The sequence below is a fragment of the Streptomyces sp. NPDC014861 genome, assembly GCF_043081625.1.
Classification (GTDB): Bacteria; Actinomycetota; Actinomycetes; order Streptomycetales; family Streptomycetaceae; genus Streptomyces.
Window position 1 is genome coordinate 197,709 of the sequence record NZ_JBIBWV010000007.1, and the last position, 18,122, is coordinate 215,830.

The following is an 18,122-nucleotide window of genomic DNA, read 5'->3' on the forward strand; positions in this document are numbered from 1 at the left end:
GGGTAGTGGGCTCAGCCCTTGGTCAGGATGGAGCGGACGAAGAAGAGCAGGTTGGCCGGCTTCTCCGCGAGGCGGCGCATGAAGTAGCCGTACCAGTCGGTGCCGTAGGCCGTGTAGACGCGCATGCGGTGGCCCTCGGCGGCGAGCCGGTTCTGCTCCTCGGAGCGGATGCCGTACAGCATCTGGAACTCGTACTCGTCCAGCTTGCGCCCGGCGCGGCGGGCCAGCTCCTGGGCGATCGAGATCAGGCGCGGGTCGTGCGAGCCGATCATCGGGTAGCCCTCGCCGTCCATCAGGATCTTCATGATCCGGACGTACGCCTTGTCGATCTCGGGCTTGTCCTGGACGGCGACCTCGGCGGGCTCCTTGTAGGCGCCCTTCACGATGCGCACCCGGGAGCCGTTCGCGGCCAGGCGGCGGGCGTCCTCCTCGGTGCGGAAGAGGTACGCCTGGATGACGCAGCCGGTCTGCGGGTGGTCCTTCCGCAGCTCCTCGTGGATGGCGAACATCGAGTCGAGGGTGGTGTGGTCCTCGGCGTCCAGCGTGACGGTGGTGCCGATCTCGGCGGCGGCCGCGACGACCGGGCGCACGTTGGCGAGGGCCAGCTCGTGGCCGTTCTCCAGCGACTGGCCGAACATCGACAGCTTCACCGACATCTCGGCGCGCTCGCCGAGGCCCAGCTCCTTGAGGCGGCCGATCAGCTCCAGGTAGGCGTCCCGGGCGGCGTACGACTGCTCGACGGTGGTGATGTCCTCGCCGACGACGTCGAGGGTGACCTCCAGGCCGCGGTCGGTCAGCTCCTGGACGATCGGCACGACGTCGCCGACGGTCTCGCCGGCGATGAAGCGCGCGACGACCTGCTTGGTCCCGGGCGCGGCCGACACGAGACGGCGCATCTTGTCGCTGCGCGACGCGGCGAGGATCACGGGACCCAGCACGGGGCACCTCCAAAGGGCAAGGGTAGAACGGGGCCGTTACCGGTCACAGGGGTACGAACCGGGAACAGCACGGAGAACCACCGTGAAACCTAAGGATCGCTCCGATCCTGCGCCATCTACAGCTGTCACGCATCCGTGAACACGCCCTCAGACATCTGTCTGAAAGGCCGGGCGGCGGGTGCGAGAATGGGCCCGTGAAGGGCGATTACCAGGAGCTGGTGGACGAGATCTCGGCGCTGCTCGGTGCCCCGGCGACCCTGGAGAACCGCGACTTCGGACTGATCGCCTTCGGCGCCCACGACAGCGACGACGACAGCGCCATGGACCCGGTGCGCACCCGCTCGATCCTGACCCGGAGGTCCACCCCCGCGGTCCGCGCCTGGTTCGAGGGCTTCGGCATCACCCGGGCGACCGGCCCCGTCCGCATCCCGGCGGCGCCCGACGCGGGCGTCTTCCGCGACCGGATCTGCCTGCCCGTACGCCATCGGGGTGTCGTCCTCGGCTACGTCTGGCTCCTGGACGCCGAGCCCGCCCCCTCGCACGACCGGCTCACGGCGGCGATGGAGGTCGCCGCCCGGATCGGCGAGCTCCTCGCCGACGAGGAGCGGGCCGGGGCCGACCTCTCCCGCGAGCTGCGGGCCGTCCTCGCGGCGGAGCGCGGCTGGCAGTACGACATGGCCGTCGCCGCCCTCCGTACGGCCCTGGGCCCGGACGCGGAGGGACTGCACGCCCTGGTCTGCGTCGCCCCCTGGGCCGGCGAGGACTCCCCCTCCCCCCGTACGGTCCCCGGCGCCGCCGCCCTCTGCGCCCTCCCGTGGCGCGGACCGACCGGCCCGTACGCGACCGCGGGCGGCCCGGCCCCGGTGGCCGACCCCGGCCCCGGCGGCCCGGTCCTGGAGGCCCGCCCCGGCCCGCCGCGGGCGCTCGCCGTGCTGGTGCGGCTCCGCTCCGCCGACAACCTCTCCCCCGCCACCACCGCCGCCGAGCGGCTGCGCGGACCGGCCGGCGCGGCGGCCGTCGCCGGGATCGCCGCTCCCCGCCGGGGGCTCGGGGACCTCGACCACAGCTGGCACGAGGCGACCGCCGCCGCCCGCGCCGCCCACGCCCAGCCCCGGCTCGGCCCGCTCGCCCACTGGTCCGAGCTCGGCCCCTACCGGCTGCTCACCGCCCTCCCCCAGGCCGAGCCCGATCCGGCGGTACGCGCCCTGCTCGGCCCCGCGCACACGGAACTGGCCCGCACCGCCGAGGTGTTCCTCGACCACGCGGGCCAGGCGGGCCGGACCGCGGCGGCCCTCGGCATCCACCGGCAGACCCTCTACTACCGCCTCTCCCGCGTCGAACAGCTCACCGGCCTCGATCTGGACACCGGCGAGGACCGCCTCCTGCTCCACATGGCCCTCAAGACGGCCCGGCTGTGAGCCGCCCGCCGTCGGGACGGGAAAAGCACCGTACCCGGGTGAGGGACGCCCGTGCGGAACGGTCGTCTCTCACCCGGGTACGGAAGGAGTGCCCGGGGATCCGCGTCAGATCAGGTTGACCGAGCGGGCCGAGGTGGCGCCGATCTCCGTGGAGATCTCCGCGATGACGGGCGCCGGGACGGTGTCGTCGACGGTGAGCACGACGAGCGCCTCGCCGCCCTCCTCCGTACGGGAGACCTGCATGCCCGCGATGTTCAGACCGGCCTCGCCGAGGATCCGGCCGACGGTGCCGACGACGCCGGGACGGTCCTCGTACCGCAGCACCACCATGTGGTCGGCGAGGGCGAGGTCCACGTCGTAGTCGCCCACGGCGACGATCTTCTGGAGGTGCTTGGGGCCGGCCAGGGTGCCGGAGACCGACACCTCCTCGCCGCTGGAGAGCGTGCCGCGCACGGTGACCACGTTGCGGTGGTCGGGCGACTCGGAGCTGGTGGTGAGGCGGACCTCGACACCGCGCTCCTGCGCGAAGAGCGGCGCGTTGACGTACGAGACCGTCTCGTCGACGACGTCCTCGAACACGCCCTTGAGCGCGGAGAGTTCGAGCACCTTGACGTCGTGCTGGGTGATCTCGCCGTACACCTCGACGTCGAGGCGGGCCGCGACCTCGCCCGCGAGGGCGGTGAAGATGCGGCCGAGCTTCTCGGCCAGCGGCAGACCCGGCTTCACGTCCTCGGCGATGACGCCGCCCTGGACGTTGACCGCGTCCGGGACCAGCTCGCCGGCGAGCGCGAGGCGCACCGACTTGGCGACGGCGATGCCGGCCTTCTCCTGGGCCTCGTCGGTGGAGGCGCCGAGGTGCGGCGTGCAGACGACCTGGTCGAGCTCGAAGAGCGGGGAGTCCGTGCAGGGCTCCTTCGCGTACACGTCGAGGCCGGCGCCGGCGACGCGGCCCTCCTTGAGGGCCGAGTACAGCGCGGCCTCGTCGACGATCCCGCCGCGGGCGGCGTTGACGATGCGGACGCTCGGCTTGACCTTGTGCAGCGCCTCGTCACCGATGAGGCCGACGGTCTCGGGGGTCTTCGGCAGGTGGACGGTGATGAAGTCGGCGACCTCCAGGAGCTCGTCCAGGGCCAGCAGCTTCACCCCCATCTGGGCGGCGCGGGCCGGCTGCACGTAGGGGTCGTACGCGACGATCTTCATGCCGAAGGCGGACATCCGCTGCGCGACCAGGACGCCGATGCGGCCGAGGCCGACGACGCCGAGGGTCTTCTCGCTGAGCTCGACGCCGGTGTACTTGGAGCGCTTCCACTCGCCGTTCTTCAGCGCGGTGTTGGCCTGCGGGATGTTGCGCGCGGTGGCGACGAGCAGACCGCACGCGAGCTCGGCCGCGGTGACGATGTTGGAGGTCGGGGCGTTCACGACCATCACGCCGGCCTTGGTGGCGGCGGAGACGTCCACGTTGTCCAGGCCGACGCCGGCGCGGGCGACGACCCGCAGCTTCTTGGCGACGGCGATGGCCTCCGCGTCGACCTTGGTGGCCGAGCGGACGAGGATGGCGTCGACGTCGGCGATCGCGGGGAGCAGCTGGGCGCGGTCGGCGCCGTCGCAGTGCCGGATCTCGAAGTCAGGGCCCAGGGCGTCGACGGTGGCGGGCGACAGCTCTTCAGCGATGAGTACGACAGGTTTCGAGCTCACGTGAGTCCTCACAGTGGCAGTGCGGACGGCCGTCCCGACGGCCGCAGGCGGTGGAGGGGGCTTGCCGCGTGAAAGCGCACGACGCTGTGGGCCAGACGCGATGTTGTTGAGCAGTGTAGTGCCGCATCGGCGCACGTCGTACGCCTCGTTGGAAGGATCACCCGTCCGTGGTTGGACGGGGTGTCCAAGGAAGCGGCACGGGGCCGGACAGCGTGTCCGGCCCCGTGCCGAGGGGCTTACGCCTCCTCGTCGTTCACCCAGCTCATGAGCTTGCGCAGCTCCTTGCCGGTGGTCTCCAGGAGGTGCTGCTCGTCCTGGGTCTTGTACTCGTTGTACTTCTTCAGACCGCCGTGGTACTCGTCCATCCAGTTCTTGGCGAAGGTGCCGTCCTGGATCTCGGTGAGGACCTTCTTCATCTCGGCCTTGGTGTCGGCGGTGATGACGCGCGGGCCGGTGATGTAGTCGCCCCACTCGGCGGTCTCGGAGACGGACCAGCGCATCTTCTCCAGGCCGCCCTCGTACATGAGGTCGACGATGAGCTTCAGCTCGTGGAGGCACTCGAAGTAGGCGATCTCCGGCTGGTAGCCGGCCTCGACCAGGGTCTCGAAACCGGCCTTGACCAGGGCGGAGGCGCCACCGCAGAGGACGGCCTGCTCGCCGAAGAGGTCGGTCTCGGTCTCCTCGGTGAAGGTGGTCTTGATGACGCCGGCGCGGGTGCCGCCGATGGCCTTGGCGTAGGAGAGGGCGAGCGCGAAGGCGTTGCCGGTGGCGTCCTGCTCGACGGCGGCGATCGCGGGGACGCCGCGGCCCTCCTCGTACTGGCGGCGGACCAGGTGGCCCGGGCCCTTCGGGGCGACCAGGGCGACGTCGACGCCGGCCGGGGGCTTGATGAAGCCGAAGCGGACGTTGAAGCCGTGGGCGAAGAACAGCGCGTCGCCGTCCTTCAGGTTCGGGGCGATGGACTCCTCGTAGACCTTGGCCTGGATCGGGTCCGGGATCAGGATCATGATGAGGTCGGCCTCGGCCGCCGCCTCGGCGGGGGTGACCACGCGCAGACCCTGCTCCTCGGCCTTGGCCTTGGACTTGGAGCCCTCGTGGAGACCGACGCGGACGTCGACACCCGAGTCGCGGAGCGACAGCGCGTGGGCGTGGCCCTGGCTGCCGTAACCGATCACCGCGACCTTGCGGCCCTGGATGATCGAGAGGTCGGCGTCGGCGTCGTAGAACAGCTCGGCCACTGGAAATCTCCTTGAGGTGCTGGTGTTGCGTCCCACCGTACGGCGGGGAGCGGAAGGAAGGTTGAGGGGTCTCGTCAGGCGGACCGCCGGATGGACCGGCGGTCAGCCCCCGTGGACGGTGCGGAGCGTCACGCGCTGCGGTCGAGTGCCCGCAGGGACCGGTCCGTGATGGACCGGGCGCCACGCCCTATGGCGATGGTGCCCGACTGGACGAGCTCCTTGATGCCGAACTGCTCCAGCATCTTGAGCATGGCGTCCAGCTTGTCGCTCGAACCGGTGGCCTCGATGGTGACGGCCTCGGGCGAGACGTCGACGGTCTTGGCGCGGAACAGCTTGACGATCTCGACGATCTGGGAGCGGGTCTCGTTGTCGGCGCGGACCTTCACCAGGACGAGCTCGCGCTGGATCGCGGCGCTGGGCTCGAGTTCGACGATCTTCAGGACGTTGACCAGCTTGTTGAGCTGCTTGGTCACCTGCTCCAGCGGCAGGGACTCGACGTTGACCACGATGGTGATGCGGCTGATGTCGGGGTGCTCGGTGACGCCGACGGCGAGCGAGTCGATGTTGAAGCCGCGACGGGAGAACAGGGCGGCGATCCGGGCGAGGATGCCGGGCGTGTTCTCGACGAGGACGGAGAGCGTGTGCTTGGACATGGTGTGTGGGCCTCTTCCCTGTGGCTCGTCGCTGCTCAGTCGTCTTCGCCGTCGCCGAAGTCGGGGCGGACGCCCCGCGCGGCCATGACCTCGTCGTTGGAGGTGCCGGCGGCGACCATCGGCCAGACCTGGGCGTCCTCGTGGACGATGAAGTCGATGACGACGGGCCGGTCGTTGATGGCGTTGGCCTCGGCGATGACCTTGTCGAGGTCGTCCGGGGACTCGCAGCGCAGGGCGACGCAGCCCATGGCCTCGGACAGCTTCACGAAGTCCGGGACGCGGGTGCCCTTGGCCTCCGGGTTGACGTCGTCCGGGCCGGAGTGCAGGACGGTGTTCGAGTAGCGCTGGTTGTAGAAGAGGGTCTGCCACTGGCGGACCATCCCGAGGGCGCCGTTGTTGATGATGGCGACCTTGATCGGGATGTTGTTCAGGGCGCAGGTGGTGAGCTCCTGGTTGGTCATCTGGAAGCAGCCGTCGCCGTCGATGGCCCAGACCGTGCGGTCGGGCTCGCCGGCCTTGGCGCCCATGGCGGCCGGGACGGCGTAGCCCATGGTCCCCAGTCCGCCGGAGTTCAGCCAGGTGGCCGGCTTCTCGTAGTCGATGAAGTGGGCGGCCCACATCTGGTGCTGGCCGACGCCGGCGGTGAAGATCGTGCCCTCGGGGGCGAGCTGCCCGATGCGCTGGATGACCTGCTGCGGGGAGAGGCTGCCGTCCTCCGGCAGGTCGTAGCCGAGCGGGTAGGTCTCGCGCCAGCGGTTCAGGTCGGCCCACCAGGCGGAGTAGTCGCCCCGGTTGCCCTCGCTGTGCTCGGCCTGGACGGCCTGGACCAGGTCGGCGATGACCTCGCGGGCGTCACCGACGATCGGGACGTCGGCGGCGCGGTTCTTGCCGATCTCGGCCGGGTCGATGTCCGCGTGGACGATCTTGGCGTACGGGGCGAAGCTGTCGAGCTTGCCGGTGACGCGGTCGTCGAAGCGGGCGCCGAGGGCGACGATCAGGTCGGCCTTCTGGAGCGCGGTGACGGCGGTGACGGCGCCGTGCATGCCGGGCATGCCGACGTGCAGCGGGTGGCTGTCGGGGAAGGCGCCGAGGGCCATCAGGGTGGTGGTGACCGGGGCTCCGGTCAGCTCGGCCAGGACCTTCAGCTCGGCCGTGGCGCCCGACTTGATGACGCCGCCGCCGACGTAGAGGACCGGGCGCCTGGCCGCGGCGATGAGCTTCGCGGCCTCGCGGATCTGCTTGGCGTGCGGCTTGGTCACTGGGCGGTAGCCGGGCAGGTCGGTCTGCGGCGGCCAGGAGAAGGTGGTCTTCGCCTGGAGGGCGTCCTTGGCGATGTCGACCAGGACCGGGCCGGGGCGGCCGGTGGAGGCGATGTGGAAGGCCTCGGCGATGGTCTTCGCGATGTCCTCGGCCCTGGTGACCAGGAAGTTGTGCTTGGTGACCGGCATGGTGATGCCGACGATGTCCGCCTCCTGGAAGGCGTCGGTGCCGATCGCCTTGGAGGCGACCTGGCCGGTGATCGCGACCAGCGGGACCGAGTCCATGTGGGCGTCGGCGATCGGGGTGACCAGGTTGGTGGCGCCGGGACCGGAGGTCGCCATGCAGACGCCGACCTTGCCGGTGGCCTGGGCGTAGCCGGTGGCCGCGTGGCCGGCGCCCTGCTCGTGGCGGACCAGGATGTGGCGGACCTTCGTGCTGTCCATCATCGGGTCGTACGCGGGGAGGATGCAGCCGCCCGGAATGCCGAAGACGGTGTCCGCGCCCACCTCTTCGAGAGAGCGGATGAGGGACTGCGCACCCGTGACGTGCTCGACGGTGGTGGCGGGCGTCGCGCCGCCGCGGGGCCGCGGCTGCGGATGGTGCCCGGTGGCCTGGTCGGTCATCAGCATCTCTTCTCGAAGCAGAGGGTTTTTGCGAGGTGTTTTACGAGGTTTTGCGTGGACTTCGGGGAGAACCAGTGCAACAAAAAACCCCTCGTGCCGGAAGGCAAGCGAGGGGAGCGCGTCGGGTGGTTCTCAGCGGGCCTGCGGGGGCCCGGCCTCAGCCGACGCGCTGTCCAAGTACGAGAATTCGGGTGCGCATGGCACTGACCCTCCCTCTCGGGCCGCGCCACTGTCAAGTGGGTGGGACGCGCGTCTCATCATGTGAGCGGATCGGGGGACGGATTCCGCCGTGTCTCCCGGCCCGTCCCGGCGGGTACGGAGACGGCCCCGGGCAGCGGATAGTCGCCCCGGACCAGGGCCCTGCGGAGCCGGTACTCGTCGAGCGGGCCCGAGAAGGCCATGCCCTGCGCGTGGCGGCAGCCCATCGCCCGCAGGGCCAGCGCCTGCTCGGGAACGTCGACGCCCTCGGCGACGGTCTGCATGCCCAGCTCCCCGGCGATCCGGAGCACTCCGCTGGTGATCTTGCGGAGCCGGGCGGATTCGACCAAGCCTTCGACGAGACCCCTGTCCAGTTTCAGTATGTCGACCGGGAGCCGTCTGAGGGCGTGAACGGCCACGTGTCCGCTGCCGAATCCGTCCAGGGCGATCCGTACGCCGAGCCTGCGGAGCGCGACCAGCCGCTGTTCGAGCTCGTCGAGGGGGATCCGGTGGTCGGTGTCGGCCAGCTCGATGACGAGCGAGCCGGACGGCAGCCCGTGCCGGGCCAGGAGCGCCTCGACGGTGCCGAGCGGGACCGAGCGGTCGAGCAGGCGGCGGGCGGCCAGCCGGATCGTCACCGGGGTGCGGTGGCCGCTGCCGGCCCGCTCGGCGGCCTGCTCGACGGCCTCCTCCAGGAGCCAGCGGCCCAGCTCGGCGGTGCGCTCGCCGTCGTCCGCGACCCGGAGGTACTCCGCCGGGGTGAAGAGGATGCCCTGGGCGGAGCGCCAGCGGGCCTGCGCGCTGACGCCGGAGATCCGGCCGGTGGAGAGGTCCACGACGGGCTGGTGGAGGAGGGCGAACTCGCCGTCGTGGAGCGCGCTGCGCAGCCGGGCGGCGAGCTCGGTGCGCCGGACGACCTCGGCCTGCATCTGGGGCACGTACAGCTCGACGCGGTCCTTGCCCCCGGCCTTGGCCCGGTACATGGCGAGGTCGGCGTTGCGCAGCAGGTCCCCGGCGCCGATGCCGGGCTCGGCGAAGGCGACGCCGATGGAGGCGGCGACCCTGACCTCGGTGCCCCCGTCGACCCGGTAGGGGCGGGAGAGGGTCTGCCGGAGCCGGTCGGCGATCTCCTGGACCTGGGCCTCGCGGGCGGGCCGGTCGTGCAGGCCGTCGCCGAGGATGAGGGCGGCGAACTCGTCGCCGCCGAGCCGGGCGGCCGTGTCCCCGGACCGTACGGCCTCCTGGAGACGGCGGGCGGCCTGCACGAGGAGGTCGTCCCCGGCCTGGTGCCCGAGGCGGTCGTTGACCGCCTTGAAGCCGTCGAGGTCGATGAAGAGCACGGCGGTGCCGGGATCGGAGGCGCGACGGCCGCCGAGGGCCTGTCCGACCCGGCGGGTGAAGAGCGCGCGGTTGGGCAGGTCGGTGAGCGGGTCGTGCTCGGCGTTGTGCTGCAGCTGGGCCTGGAGCCTGACCCGTTCCGTCACGTCGCGGCTGTTGAAGATCAGGCCGCCCTGGTGCCGGTTGACGGTGGACTCGACGTGGAGCCACTCCCCCCCGGCGCCCCCGTGGCCGGAGCGGAAGCGGCACTCGATGCGGGTGGTGGGCTCCTCGGCGGGCGAGGCGGCGAGGAAGCGGCGCACCTCGTGGACGACCGCGCCGAGGTCCTCGGGGTGGATCAGCGAGGCCAGCTCGGAGCCGATCAGCTCCTCGGCGTCCCGTCCGTACACCCCGCTGGCCGCGGGGCTGACGTACCGCAGGACGCCGCTGGGCGCGGCGATCATGATGACGTCGCTGGAGCCCTGCACGAGCGACCTGAAGTGGTTCTCCTTCTGGGCCAGTTCGTGGGTCAGGGCGATGTTGTCGATGAGCATGATGCCCTGGCGGACGACGAGGGCGAGGACGACGGCGCAGCCGGTGAGGACGACCACCCGGTCGACCCGGCGGCCCTCGACCACGTTGTAGAGGATGCCGAGGGTGCAGACGGCGGCGGCGAGGTACGGGGTGAGGGCGGCGAGCGAGCCGGCGATGGGCCGGCTGGGCAGCCCCGGGCCCCGGACGGGGTCGGTCTCCGGCGGGCGGCGGACCCCCCAGGGGGCGTAGGCGAGCAGCAGCGAGCCGGCGAACCAGCCGGCGTCGAGTAGCTGGCCCGAGACGTAGTTGGCGCGCAGCAGCGGCGAGGTGAAGAGGGCGTCGCAGAGCACCGTGAGGGCGAGCGCGGCGATGGCGGTGTTGACCGCCGAGCGGTTCGCCTGGGAGCGGCGGAAGTGGAGCGCGAGGACCATGCTGACGAGCACGATGTCGAGCAGCGGGTACGCGAGCGACAGCGCGGCCTTGGCCACGGACTCGCCCTGGAAATGGGCGGTGTGGGCGAGGGCGAGGCTCCAGGAGAGGGTCAGCAGGGATCCGGCGATGAGCCAGGCGTCGAGTCCCAGGCAGACCCATCCGGCCCGGGTGACGGGCTTCTTGGCCAGGACGAGGAGGCCGACGATGGCGGGCGGGGCGAAGAGTAAGAAGAACAGGTCGGCGGCGGAGGACTCGGGGACCTCCTGGCCGCGCACGACCTCGTACCAGCCCCAGACGGCGTTCCCGGCGCCGGCCATGAAGGACGAGAAGGCGAAGAGGAGCCAGGCGGGGCGGGTGCCGCCGCGCTCGGTCCTGGCGTAGAGGAAGCAGGAGACGGCGGCGGTGAAGGCCGCGGCGCTGAGCCCGAAGTCGCCCATGACGAGGGCGAGTCGGGGGGAGCCCCAGCCGAGGGCGGCGCCGGTGGTGTACCCGGCGCAGACGAGGCCGAGGGCGACCTGCGCGAGGAGCGAGGCGGCCCAGGAGGGCGGCCGTCCGGGGTCGTGCGCGGCCTCCCCGGGGCCGGGCGGGCCGGGGTCGGCCAGGGCGGTTCCGCGTCGCATGACCGCGGTCGCGCCGGTGCCGGTCACCGGGTCCTCCCGCCCCTCGCCGTGCCCGAAGCCCCCGCCCTCACCGTCCGCCCCGCCGAAGGAGTGCGGGGCCGCGAGGTCACGCGTGCCGTCGCGCGGGGCGGGGTCACGCCGGGAGCCCTGCCGGGGGGCACCGCCGGTCGCGCCGTCGCGCGGGGCGGGGAGGCCGGGGCGTGCGGGTGCCGGGGCGGATGCGCCGGGGGCGCGGGTGTACGGCTCCGTGACGGCCGCGCGGGGCCGGACCGGGCCGGATGAGGGCGGGCCGGGTGCGGCCGGGCAGGGCGGGACCGGTTCGCGGGTCGGTTCGCGGGTCGGTTCGCGGGTCGGTTCGCGGGTCGGGAGGGTGCCGGCCTGCCGTGGCGCCTCGGTGGCGAGGTCGGTCCGGTCCGCGGAGTCGGTGTGCGGCGGTGCGCCGTCCAGGCGTTCCGCGCGGTGGGGCGCGGCCTGGTCCGGCACCGGACGCACGAGGCCGGCCGCGAGGCGCGGGAGGTCGGCCGACGGCGTCGCCGCGTGGAACCGTCGGTCCTCCGGCCGTGCTTCACCGGTAGCCCCCCTCGGATTCTGATGGCCCGTCACTTCGCTCCCCAGCGTCAGCCCGTACACGACGCAGTCCCCCCGATCCGGGACGATACACCAGAACCGTCACTCAGGGACAGGGTCGCAGTACTCTCCGTGACGGCCAGGGGGCTTGCGGGCGGCGCGCGAGGGGGCGCGCACCGCCGGGCGGCCTCAGGTGGTGCGGAGCACGTTCACGAGCTCCTCCCCCGCCGCGAACCGTCCGACCTGCCCCGAGATCAGCCGTTTCGCCCGGGGCATGAACGCCGAGGTGGATCCGCCGACGTGGGGGGTGACGAGGACACCGGGAGCGTGCCACAGCGGGTGCCCGGCCGGCAGCGGTTCCGGGTCGGTGACGTCCAGGGCCGCCGTGATCCGCCCGCTCTCCACCTCCTTGAGCAGGGCGTTCGTGTCCACCACCGGCCCGCGGGCGACGTTGACGAGCAGCGCCCCGTCCTTCATCCGCGCGAGGAAGCCCGCGTCGGCGAGGTGCGTGGTCTCCGGGGTGAGCGGGGTGGAGAGCACCACCACGTCGGCCCCCGGAAGCAGGGCGGGCAGGTCGGTCAGGGCGTGCACGGGGCCGCGGGCCGTGGTGCGCGCGGAGCGTGCGACGCGCGCCACCCGCGCGCACTCGAAGGGTGCGAGCCGGTCCTCTATCGCCGAGCCGATCGATCCGTACCCGACGATCAGGACGGACTTGTCGGCGAGCGCCGGGTAGAAGCCGTCCCGCCACTCCTCGGCGTCCTGGCCGCGCACGAAGCCGGGGATGCCGCGCAGGGAGGCGAGGATCAGGGCGAGGGTGAGCTCGGCGGTGCTGGCCTCGTGGACGCCCTTGGCGTTGCAGACCGAGACGCCGGGGCCGAGCGAACCGAGCCCGGGCACGACGTGGTCGATGCCTGCGGAGAGGGTCTGGACGACGCGCAGCGAGGTCATCGCGGCGAGCGGCCGTACCGCGACGGCGGAGCCCTTCATGTACGGGACGACGTAGAAGGCGCAGTCGGCCGGGTCGGCGGGGAAGTCGGCTCCGCCGTCCCAGAAACGGTAGTTCAGCCCCGACTCGCCCGGATCGGGCAATCCGCCGATCTCGTCGGCGGGAATCGGAAGCCACACGTCAGCGGTGGTGGGTGCGAGTGTCATGACCGGGAGGCTATGCGAAGAATCCCGCGCGCCATTGGTTACTTTGGGGGGCGGCACAGGGAGGGGTAGCGGCACGTGGAGCGCAGGACTATCGGGGCGACGGCGCTCGACGTGGGGGCCATCGGCCTCGGCTGCATGCCGATGAACTGGGCCTACGGCCGGTCGCAGGCCCGGGGCGACCGCTCGCTGCGGGCCGTGCACGCGGCGCTGGACGCCGGGGTCAGTCTGCTGGACACCGCCGACATGTACGGCCCCTTCACCAATGAACTGCTGCTGGGGCGGGTGCTGAAGGAGCGCCGGGCGGACGTCTTCGTGTCGACGAAGTGCGGACTGCTGGTCGGCGACGGGCACGTGGTCGCCAACGGACGGCCGGAGTACGTGCGCCGAGCCTGCGACGCCTCCCTGCGGCGCCTCCAGACGGACGTCCTCGACCTGTATCTGCTGCACCGCGCCGATCCCGAGGTGCCGGTGGAGGAGACCTGGGGCGCGATGGCGGGGCTGGTGGCCGCGGGCAAGGTGCGGGCGCTCGGACTGAGCGCGGTCGGCGTGCGGCGGACCCGGCGTTCGCGGACCGGCGATCTGTACGAGGGAACGATCCGTCAGCTGGCCCGTGTGCAGCAGGTGTTCCCGGTGGCGGCGGTGCAGGCCGAGCTGTCGGTCTGGGCGCCGGAGGCGCTGGCGCGGCTGCTGCCCTGGTGCACGGCGCGCGGCGTCGGGATGCTGGCGGCGATGCCGCTGGGGAGCGGTTTCCTGACCGGGACGCTGACGCCGGGCGGCGGCTTCGAGCCGGACGACCCGCGGGCCCGGCACCCGAGGTTCACGGCCGAGATGATGGCGGCGAACCAGCCGCTGGTGGCAGGGCTGCGGCGGGTGGCGGCGCGGCACGGCGACGGGGTGACCCCGGCGCAGGTGGCGCTGGCGTGGGTGCTCGCCCAGGGGCGGCACGTGGTGCCGGTGCCGGGGACGAAGCGGGAGCGGTGGGCGGTGGAGAACGCCGGGGCGGCGGGGCTGCGGCTCGGCGGCGGGGACCTGGCCGAGCTCGCGGCGCTGCCCGCGCCCCGGGAGTCGTGGGACCAGCGGGACTGAGACCGCTCCGACCGGCGGCGCCGGGGAAGATCGGAGAAAGTCGGCCGGAGGCGGGAACGCGATCGGGGCGAGCGGTGTATCAAAGAGGGAAGGGATGCCGCTCGACCTCTCGAACCGTCGAAGGGACCGGATCATGAGCCGTCCTGCTGTACAGAAGGCCCTGGGGGCCGTCGCCGCGCTGGTGTTCGCGGCGGGCTGCTCCTCGGGCGGTGACGCCGGCCCCCGGGGCACCTCGGCGCCGCCGGGCTCGCCGCCGCCCGCCTCCACCGGCTCCCCCACCGGCTCCGCCGCCTCCTCGCCCGCGGGTCCCGCCGGTGAGGGGCGGGTGACGGTGGCGGGGACACTCACCGAGGGGCTGCGTTCGCCGTGGGGGCTCGCCGCGCTGCCGGGCGGCGACCTGCTGGTCTCCTCGCGGGACGAGCGGACCGTCACGCGGGTGGACGGGCGGAGCGGGGCGAAGACCTCGCTGGGCGAGGTGCCCGGGGTGGTGCCGGCTGGCGAGGGCGGGCTGATGGGCCTCGCGGTGCGGGACGGGTGGGTGTACGCGTACCTGACCGCCGCGTCGGACAACCGGATCGTGCGGATGCGGTACGGCGGGGCGGCCGGCGACCGGCTGGGCACCCCGGAGCCGGTGCTGACCGGCATTCCCAAGGGCACGATCCACAACGGCGGGCGGATCGCCTTCGGACCTGACGGGATGCTGTACGCGGGGACGGGCGAGACGGGAGAGACGGGGCTCGCGCAGGACGAGGAGTCGCTGGCCGGGAAGATCCTGCGGATGACCCCTGAGGGGAAGCCCGCGCCGGGCAATCCCGCCGCGGACTCGGTGGTCTACTCGTACGGCCACCGGAACGTGCAGGGGATCGCCTGGGACGCCCAGGGGCGCCTGTGGGCCGCCGAGTTCGGGCAGAACACCTGGGACGAGCTGAATCTGGTCGAGCCGGGTAAGAACTACGGCTGGCCGGAGGCGGAGGGGCGGGCCGGCGAGGCGCGGTTCACGGACCCGGTGGCGCAGTGGCCGACCTCGGAGGCCTCGCCGAGCGGGATCGCCTTCGCTCGGGGCGCGGTGTGGATGGCGGGGCTGCGGGGCGAGCGGCTGTGGCGGGTCCCGCTGTCGGGCGCGGAGCGGTCCGGGGAGCCGGAGGCGTTCCTGGCCGGGGAGCACGGACGGCTGCGGACCGTCCTCGCGGACGGCGCCGGGCGGCTGTGGCTGGTGACGAGCGAGACCGACGGCCGGGGGACGCCCGGGTCCGGGGACGACCGGATCCTGCGGCTCGACGTGAGATGACGGCCCGGCGCCCCCGGCGGAGGCCGGACCGGGGCCGGGCGGCGCGGGGTCAGCGGGGGTTGTCGAGGAGGTGGAGGCGGTGGGCCATCGCGGCGGCCTCACCGCGGCCGGAGACGCCGAGCTTGGCGAGGATGTTGGAGACGTGGACGCTGGCGGTCTTCGGTGAGATGAACAGCTCCTCGGCGATCTGCCGGTTGGTGCGGCCGGCCGCGACCAGGCGCAGGACGTCCTGTTCGCGGGGGGTCAGGCCGAAGGCGTCGGCCTGCGGTTCCGGCTCGGGGGCCGGGGCGGCCGGGTCCGCGGTGAGGGGGATCCGGGCGCGGGCGGCGAGGAGTTCGACGTCCTCGCGGAGCGGGCGGGCGCCGAGGGCGACGGCGGTGGCGTGGGCCTGCCGGAGCAGGGCCGTGGCCTCCTCGCGCCGGCCGCCCTCGGTGAGGAGGGCGTCGGCGAGCCGGTGGCGGGCGCGGGCCAGCGGGTAGGGCTGGTCGAGCGTGGTCCACGCGTCGACGGTCTCGGCCCAGCGGCCGGAGGTCTCGCGGCCCTCGGCGCGGGCCAGTTCCTCGGAGACCTGGGCGGCGTGGGCGGCCCACACGGGGGCGGGGGCGGCCAGGGCGCGGACGCAGCGGCGGACGGTGGCCAGCGCCTCGGCGCGGCCCTCCTCGGCGGCGGGCAGGCCTCGGCTGTCGGCCTCGGCGGTGACGGCGGCGAGGACGAGGGGCCAGCCGTAGCGGTGGGTGCCGGGCGGGAAGCCGCCCTCGGCGGCGGTGAGGAGCCGGGCGCGGACGTCGGCGAGGCGGCCTTCCGCGGCGGCCGCGACGACGTCGATGCCGGCCAGCGGGAGGGTGTACTGCGGGATCGGGTCGCGGGTGCCGTAGACGGCGCGGGCCTCGTCGAGGTGGCGGGCGGCGGTGGCGGTCTCGCCGCGGGCGACGGCGATCTGGGCGAGCCGGAGGTGGGCGGAACCGCGGGGCTTGGTGCTGGTGGCGGAGGAGAGGAGGCGTTCGGCCTCGGTGCGGGCCTCGTCCCAGCGGCCGAGGGAGTAGAGGGACTCGGCCTTGTTGCCGCGGATCCAGCCGTCGGACTCGGCCAGGCCGCGGGCGCGGGTGAGTTCGAGGCCCGCGTCGGAGAGTTCGACGGCCTCGGCGGAGCGGCCGAGGGACTCCAGGGCGGAGACGAGGTTGATGTGGGCGCGGGCGGCTTCGTGGAACTGGCCGAGGGCGGTGGTGCGTTCGCGGACCGCGTGCATCTCGGCGAGGCCGGACTCGCGTTCGCCGGCGGCGACCATGATGGTGCCGAGGGTGAGGCGGGCGTTGAGCTCGGTCGCCTCGGCCTTCACCAGGCGGGCGTACTCGACGGCGCGTTCGGCGGCGGCGAGGGAGTCGGGGCCGGGATCGCGGAGCATGCCCCAGCCGGCGGCGCCGGCGAGGACGGTGGCGTGGACCGCGGACGGCGGCAGGCCCTTGACGAGTTCCTGGGCGCGGGAGATCTCGGCCCAGCCGTCACCCCGGCCGAGGTTGGACTGGAGCTTGGCCTTCTCGGTCCAGAACCAGGCGGCGCGCAGGGGGTCGTGCTCGTCGTCCTCCAGGAGGCGGAGCGCCATCTTGCCGATCTTGAGGGCGCGTTCGCGCTCACCGCACAGGCGGGCGGCGACGGCGGCCTCGGCGAGCAGGTCGAGCTGGCGCAGCGGGGTGGTCTCGGGGTCGCAGCCGCAGGGCGGGTAGGACTCGGCGTAGTCCATGGGGCGCAGGCCGGCGCGGACCTCGGCGGGGGCCTCGTCCCAGAGTTCCATGGCCCGTTCGAGGAGGCGGAGCTGCTCGGCGTAGGCGTGCCGCTTGCGGGTGGCGACGGAGGCGTCGAGGACGGCGGGGAGGGCCTTGGCGGGATCGTGGGCGTGGTACCAGTACGTGGCCAGGCGGGTGGCCCGCTCGTCGGGGCGGACGAGTCCGGGGTCGGCCTCCAGGGCCTCGGCGTAGCGCCGGTTGAGGCGGGAGCGTTCGCCGGGCAGCAGGTCGTCGCTGACGGCCTCGCGGACCAGCGAGTGGCGGAAGCGGTAGCCGTCGCCGTCGGGGACGGCGAGGAGGAGGTTGGCGCCGACGGCGGCGCGCAGGGCCGCGATGAGGTCGTCCTCGGCGAGGCGGGAGACGGCGGCGAGGAGCCCGTGCTCGACGGTGGAGCCGCCCTCGGCGACGATCCGGGCGACCCGCTGGGCGTCCTCGGGGAGGGCCTCGACGCGGACGAGGAGGAGGTCGCGGAGGGAGTCGCTGAGCGGGGTGACGCCGTCGCCGCAGGTCCGGGAGGCGACGAGTTCCTCGACGAAGAAGGCGTTGCCGTCGGAGCGGTCGAAGATCTCGTCGACGAGGCCGGGTGCGGGCTCGTCGGCCAGGATGCCGGTGAGCTGGCGGTGCACCTCGGTGCGGGTGAAGCGGGAGACCTCGATGCGGCGGATGGTGCGCATCCGGTCGAGCTCGGCGAGGAGGGGGCGGAGCGGGTGGCGGCGGTGGATGTCGTCGGCGCGGTAGGTGGCGACGACCACGACCCGGCCCCGGCGCAGGGTGCGCAGCAGGTAGGTGAGGAGATGGCGGGTGGAGGTGTCGGCCCAGTGGAGGTCCTCGAGGACGAGGACGAGGGTGCGGTCGGCGGCGAGCCGTTCCAGCAGGCGGACGGTGAGCTCGAAGAGCCGGGCGGTGGCGTCCTCGTCGCCGCCGTCGGCGAAGCCGGGGTCGCCGAGCTCGGGGAGGAGCCGGGCGAGTTCGCTCTCGTGGCCGTCGGCGGCGGCGGAGAGCTCCTCGGGCATGCGGCGGCGCAGGGTGCGCAGGGCGGCGGAGAAGGGCGCGAAGGGGAGTCCGTCGGCGCCGAGCTCCACGCAGCCGCCGAGGGCGACGACGGCGCCGGTGGCGCAGGCGGCGTCGCGGAACTCCTCGACGAGGCGGGTCTTGCCGACACCGGCCTCGCCGGCGACGAGCAGGGCCTGGGGCTCTCCCGCGGTCGCGCGGGAGAGCGCCTCGGTGAGGGCGGTGAGTTCGCCGGCGCGGCCGACGAAGACGGGGCTGACGGACCGGGTCTCCACGGCGCCGAGCATCGCACAGGCGCCCCGCGGGTCACC

Annotated in this window: 11 protein-coding genes; 3 read left to right on the forward strand and 8 right to left on the reverse strand. The window is 73.4% G+C overall.

Features of this window, described 5'->3' with window-relative positions; genetic code table 11:
* Positions 1–11: 11 nt before the first annotated feature.
* A complete protein-coding gene (locus ACF1BN_RS17280) occupies positions 12–938 on the reverse strand; it encodes a proline dehydrogenase family protein (protein ID WP_392332446.1) in 927 nt (308 codons plus the stop codon).
* Between the two features lie 194 nt (positions 939–1,132).
* Here ACF1BN_RS17280 and ACF1BN_RS17285 point away from each other — a divergent pair, with 194 nt between their 5' ends.
* Entirely contained in the window at positions 1,133–2,356 is a 1,224-nt protein-coding gene (locus tag ACF1BN_RS17285) for a PucR family transcriptional regulator (protein WP_392332447.1), read from the forward strand.
* A gap of 105 nt (positions 2,357–2,461) precedes the next feature.
* Here the strand turns inward: ACF1BN_RS17285 and serA are convergent, their stop codons facing one another.
* The 6 genes from serA to ACF1BN_RS17315 all read right to left on the reverse strand — a co-directional run bounded on the left by serA (position 2,462) and on the right by ACF1BN_RS17315 (position 12,645).
* Complete coding sequence (serA, locus tag ACF1BN_RS17290; protein ID WP_392332448.1) at positions 2,462–4,051, reverse strand: phosphoglycerate dehydrogenase; 1,590 nt, start codon at positions 4,049–4,051, stop codon at positions 2,462–2,464.
* A 236-nt stretch (positions 4,052–4,287) separates the two neighbouring features.
* Entirely contained in the window at positions 4,288–5,289 is a 1,002-nt protein-coding gene (gene ilvC, locus ACF1BN_RS17295) for a ketol-acid reductoisomerase (RefSeq protein WP_360317357.1), read from the reverse strand.
* Between the two features lie 128 nt (positions 5,290–5,417).
* Positions 5,418–5,942 carry an acetolactate synthase small subunit gene (ilvN, locus tag ACF1BN_RS17300; protein WP_043219928.1) on the reverse strand — a complete coding sequence of 175 codons (525 nt, stop codon included), beginning with the start codon at positions 5,940–5,942 and terminating at the stop codon, positions 5,418–5,420.
* 35 nt (positions 5,943–5,977) lie between these two features.
* A complete protein-coding gene (locus ACF1BN_RS17305) occupies positions 5,978–7,825 on the reverse strand; it encodes an acetolactate synthase large subunit (protein ID WP_392332449.1) in 1,848 nt (615 codons plus the stop codon).
* Between the two features lie 257 nt (positions 7,826–8,082).
* Positions 8,083–10,926, reverse strand: a complete 2,844-nt coding sequence (locus tag ACF1BN_RS17310; protein ID WP_392332596.1) for a putative bifunctional diguanylate cyclase/phosphodiesterase — start codon at positions 10,924–10,926, stop codon at positions 8,083–8,085.
* 756 nt (positions 10,927–11,682) lie between these two features.
* The gene (locus ACF1BN_RS17315; protein WP_392332450.1) at positions 11,683–12,645 is read right to left on the reverse strand and encodes a 2-hydroxyacid dehydrogenase; all 963 of its coding nucleotides are present in this window, start codon (positions 12,643–12,645) and stop codon (positions 11,683–11,685) included.
* 75 nt (positions 12,646–12,720) lie between these two features.
* Here ACF1BN_RS17315 and ACF1BN_RS17320 point away from each other — a divergent pair, with 75 nt between their 5' ends.
* Both ACF1BN_RS17320 and ACF1BN_RS17325 read left to right on the forward strand, forming a co-directional pair.
* Positions 12,721–13,731 carry an aldo/keto reductase gene (locus ACF1BN_RS17320; RefSeq protein WP_392332451.1) on the forward strand — a complete coding sequence of 337 codons (1,011 nt, stop codon included), beginning with the start codon at positions 12,721–12,723 and terminating at the stop codon, positions 13,729–13,731.
* A gap of 133 nt (positions 13,732–13,864) precedes the next feature.
* Positions 13,865–15,019: a PQQ-dependent sugar dehydrogenase gene (locus ACF1BN_RS17325; RefSeq protein WP_392332452.1), complete on the forward strand. Its 1,155-nt coding sequence runs from the start codon at positions 13,865–13,867 to the stop codon at positions 15,017–15,019.
* Positions 15,020–15,068: 49 nt separating this feature from the next.
* Here the strand turns inward: ACF1BN_RS17325 and ACF1BN_RS17330 are convergent, their stop codons facing one another.
* Positions 15,069–18,098: an AAA family ATPase gene (locus ACF1BN_RS17330; protein WP_392332597.1), complete on the reverse strand. Its 3,030-nt coding sequence runs from the start codon at positions 18,096–18,098 to the stop codon at positions 15,069–15,071.
* Positions 18,099–18,122 lie beyond the last annotated feature (24 nt).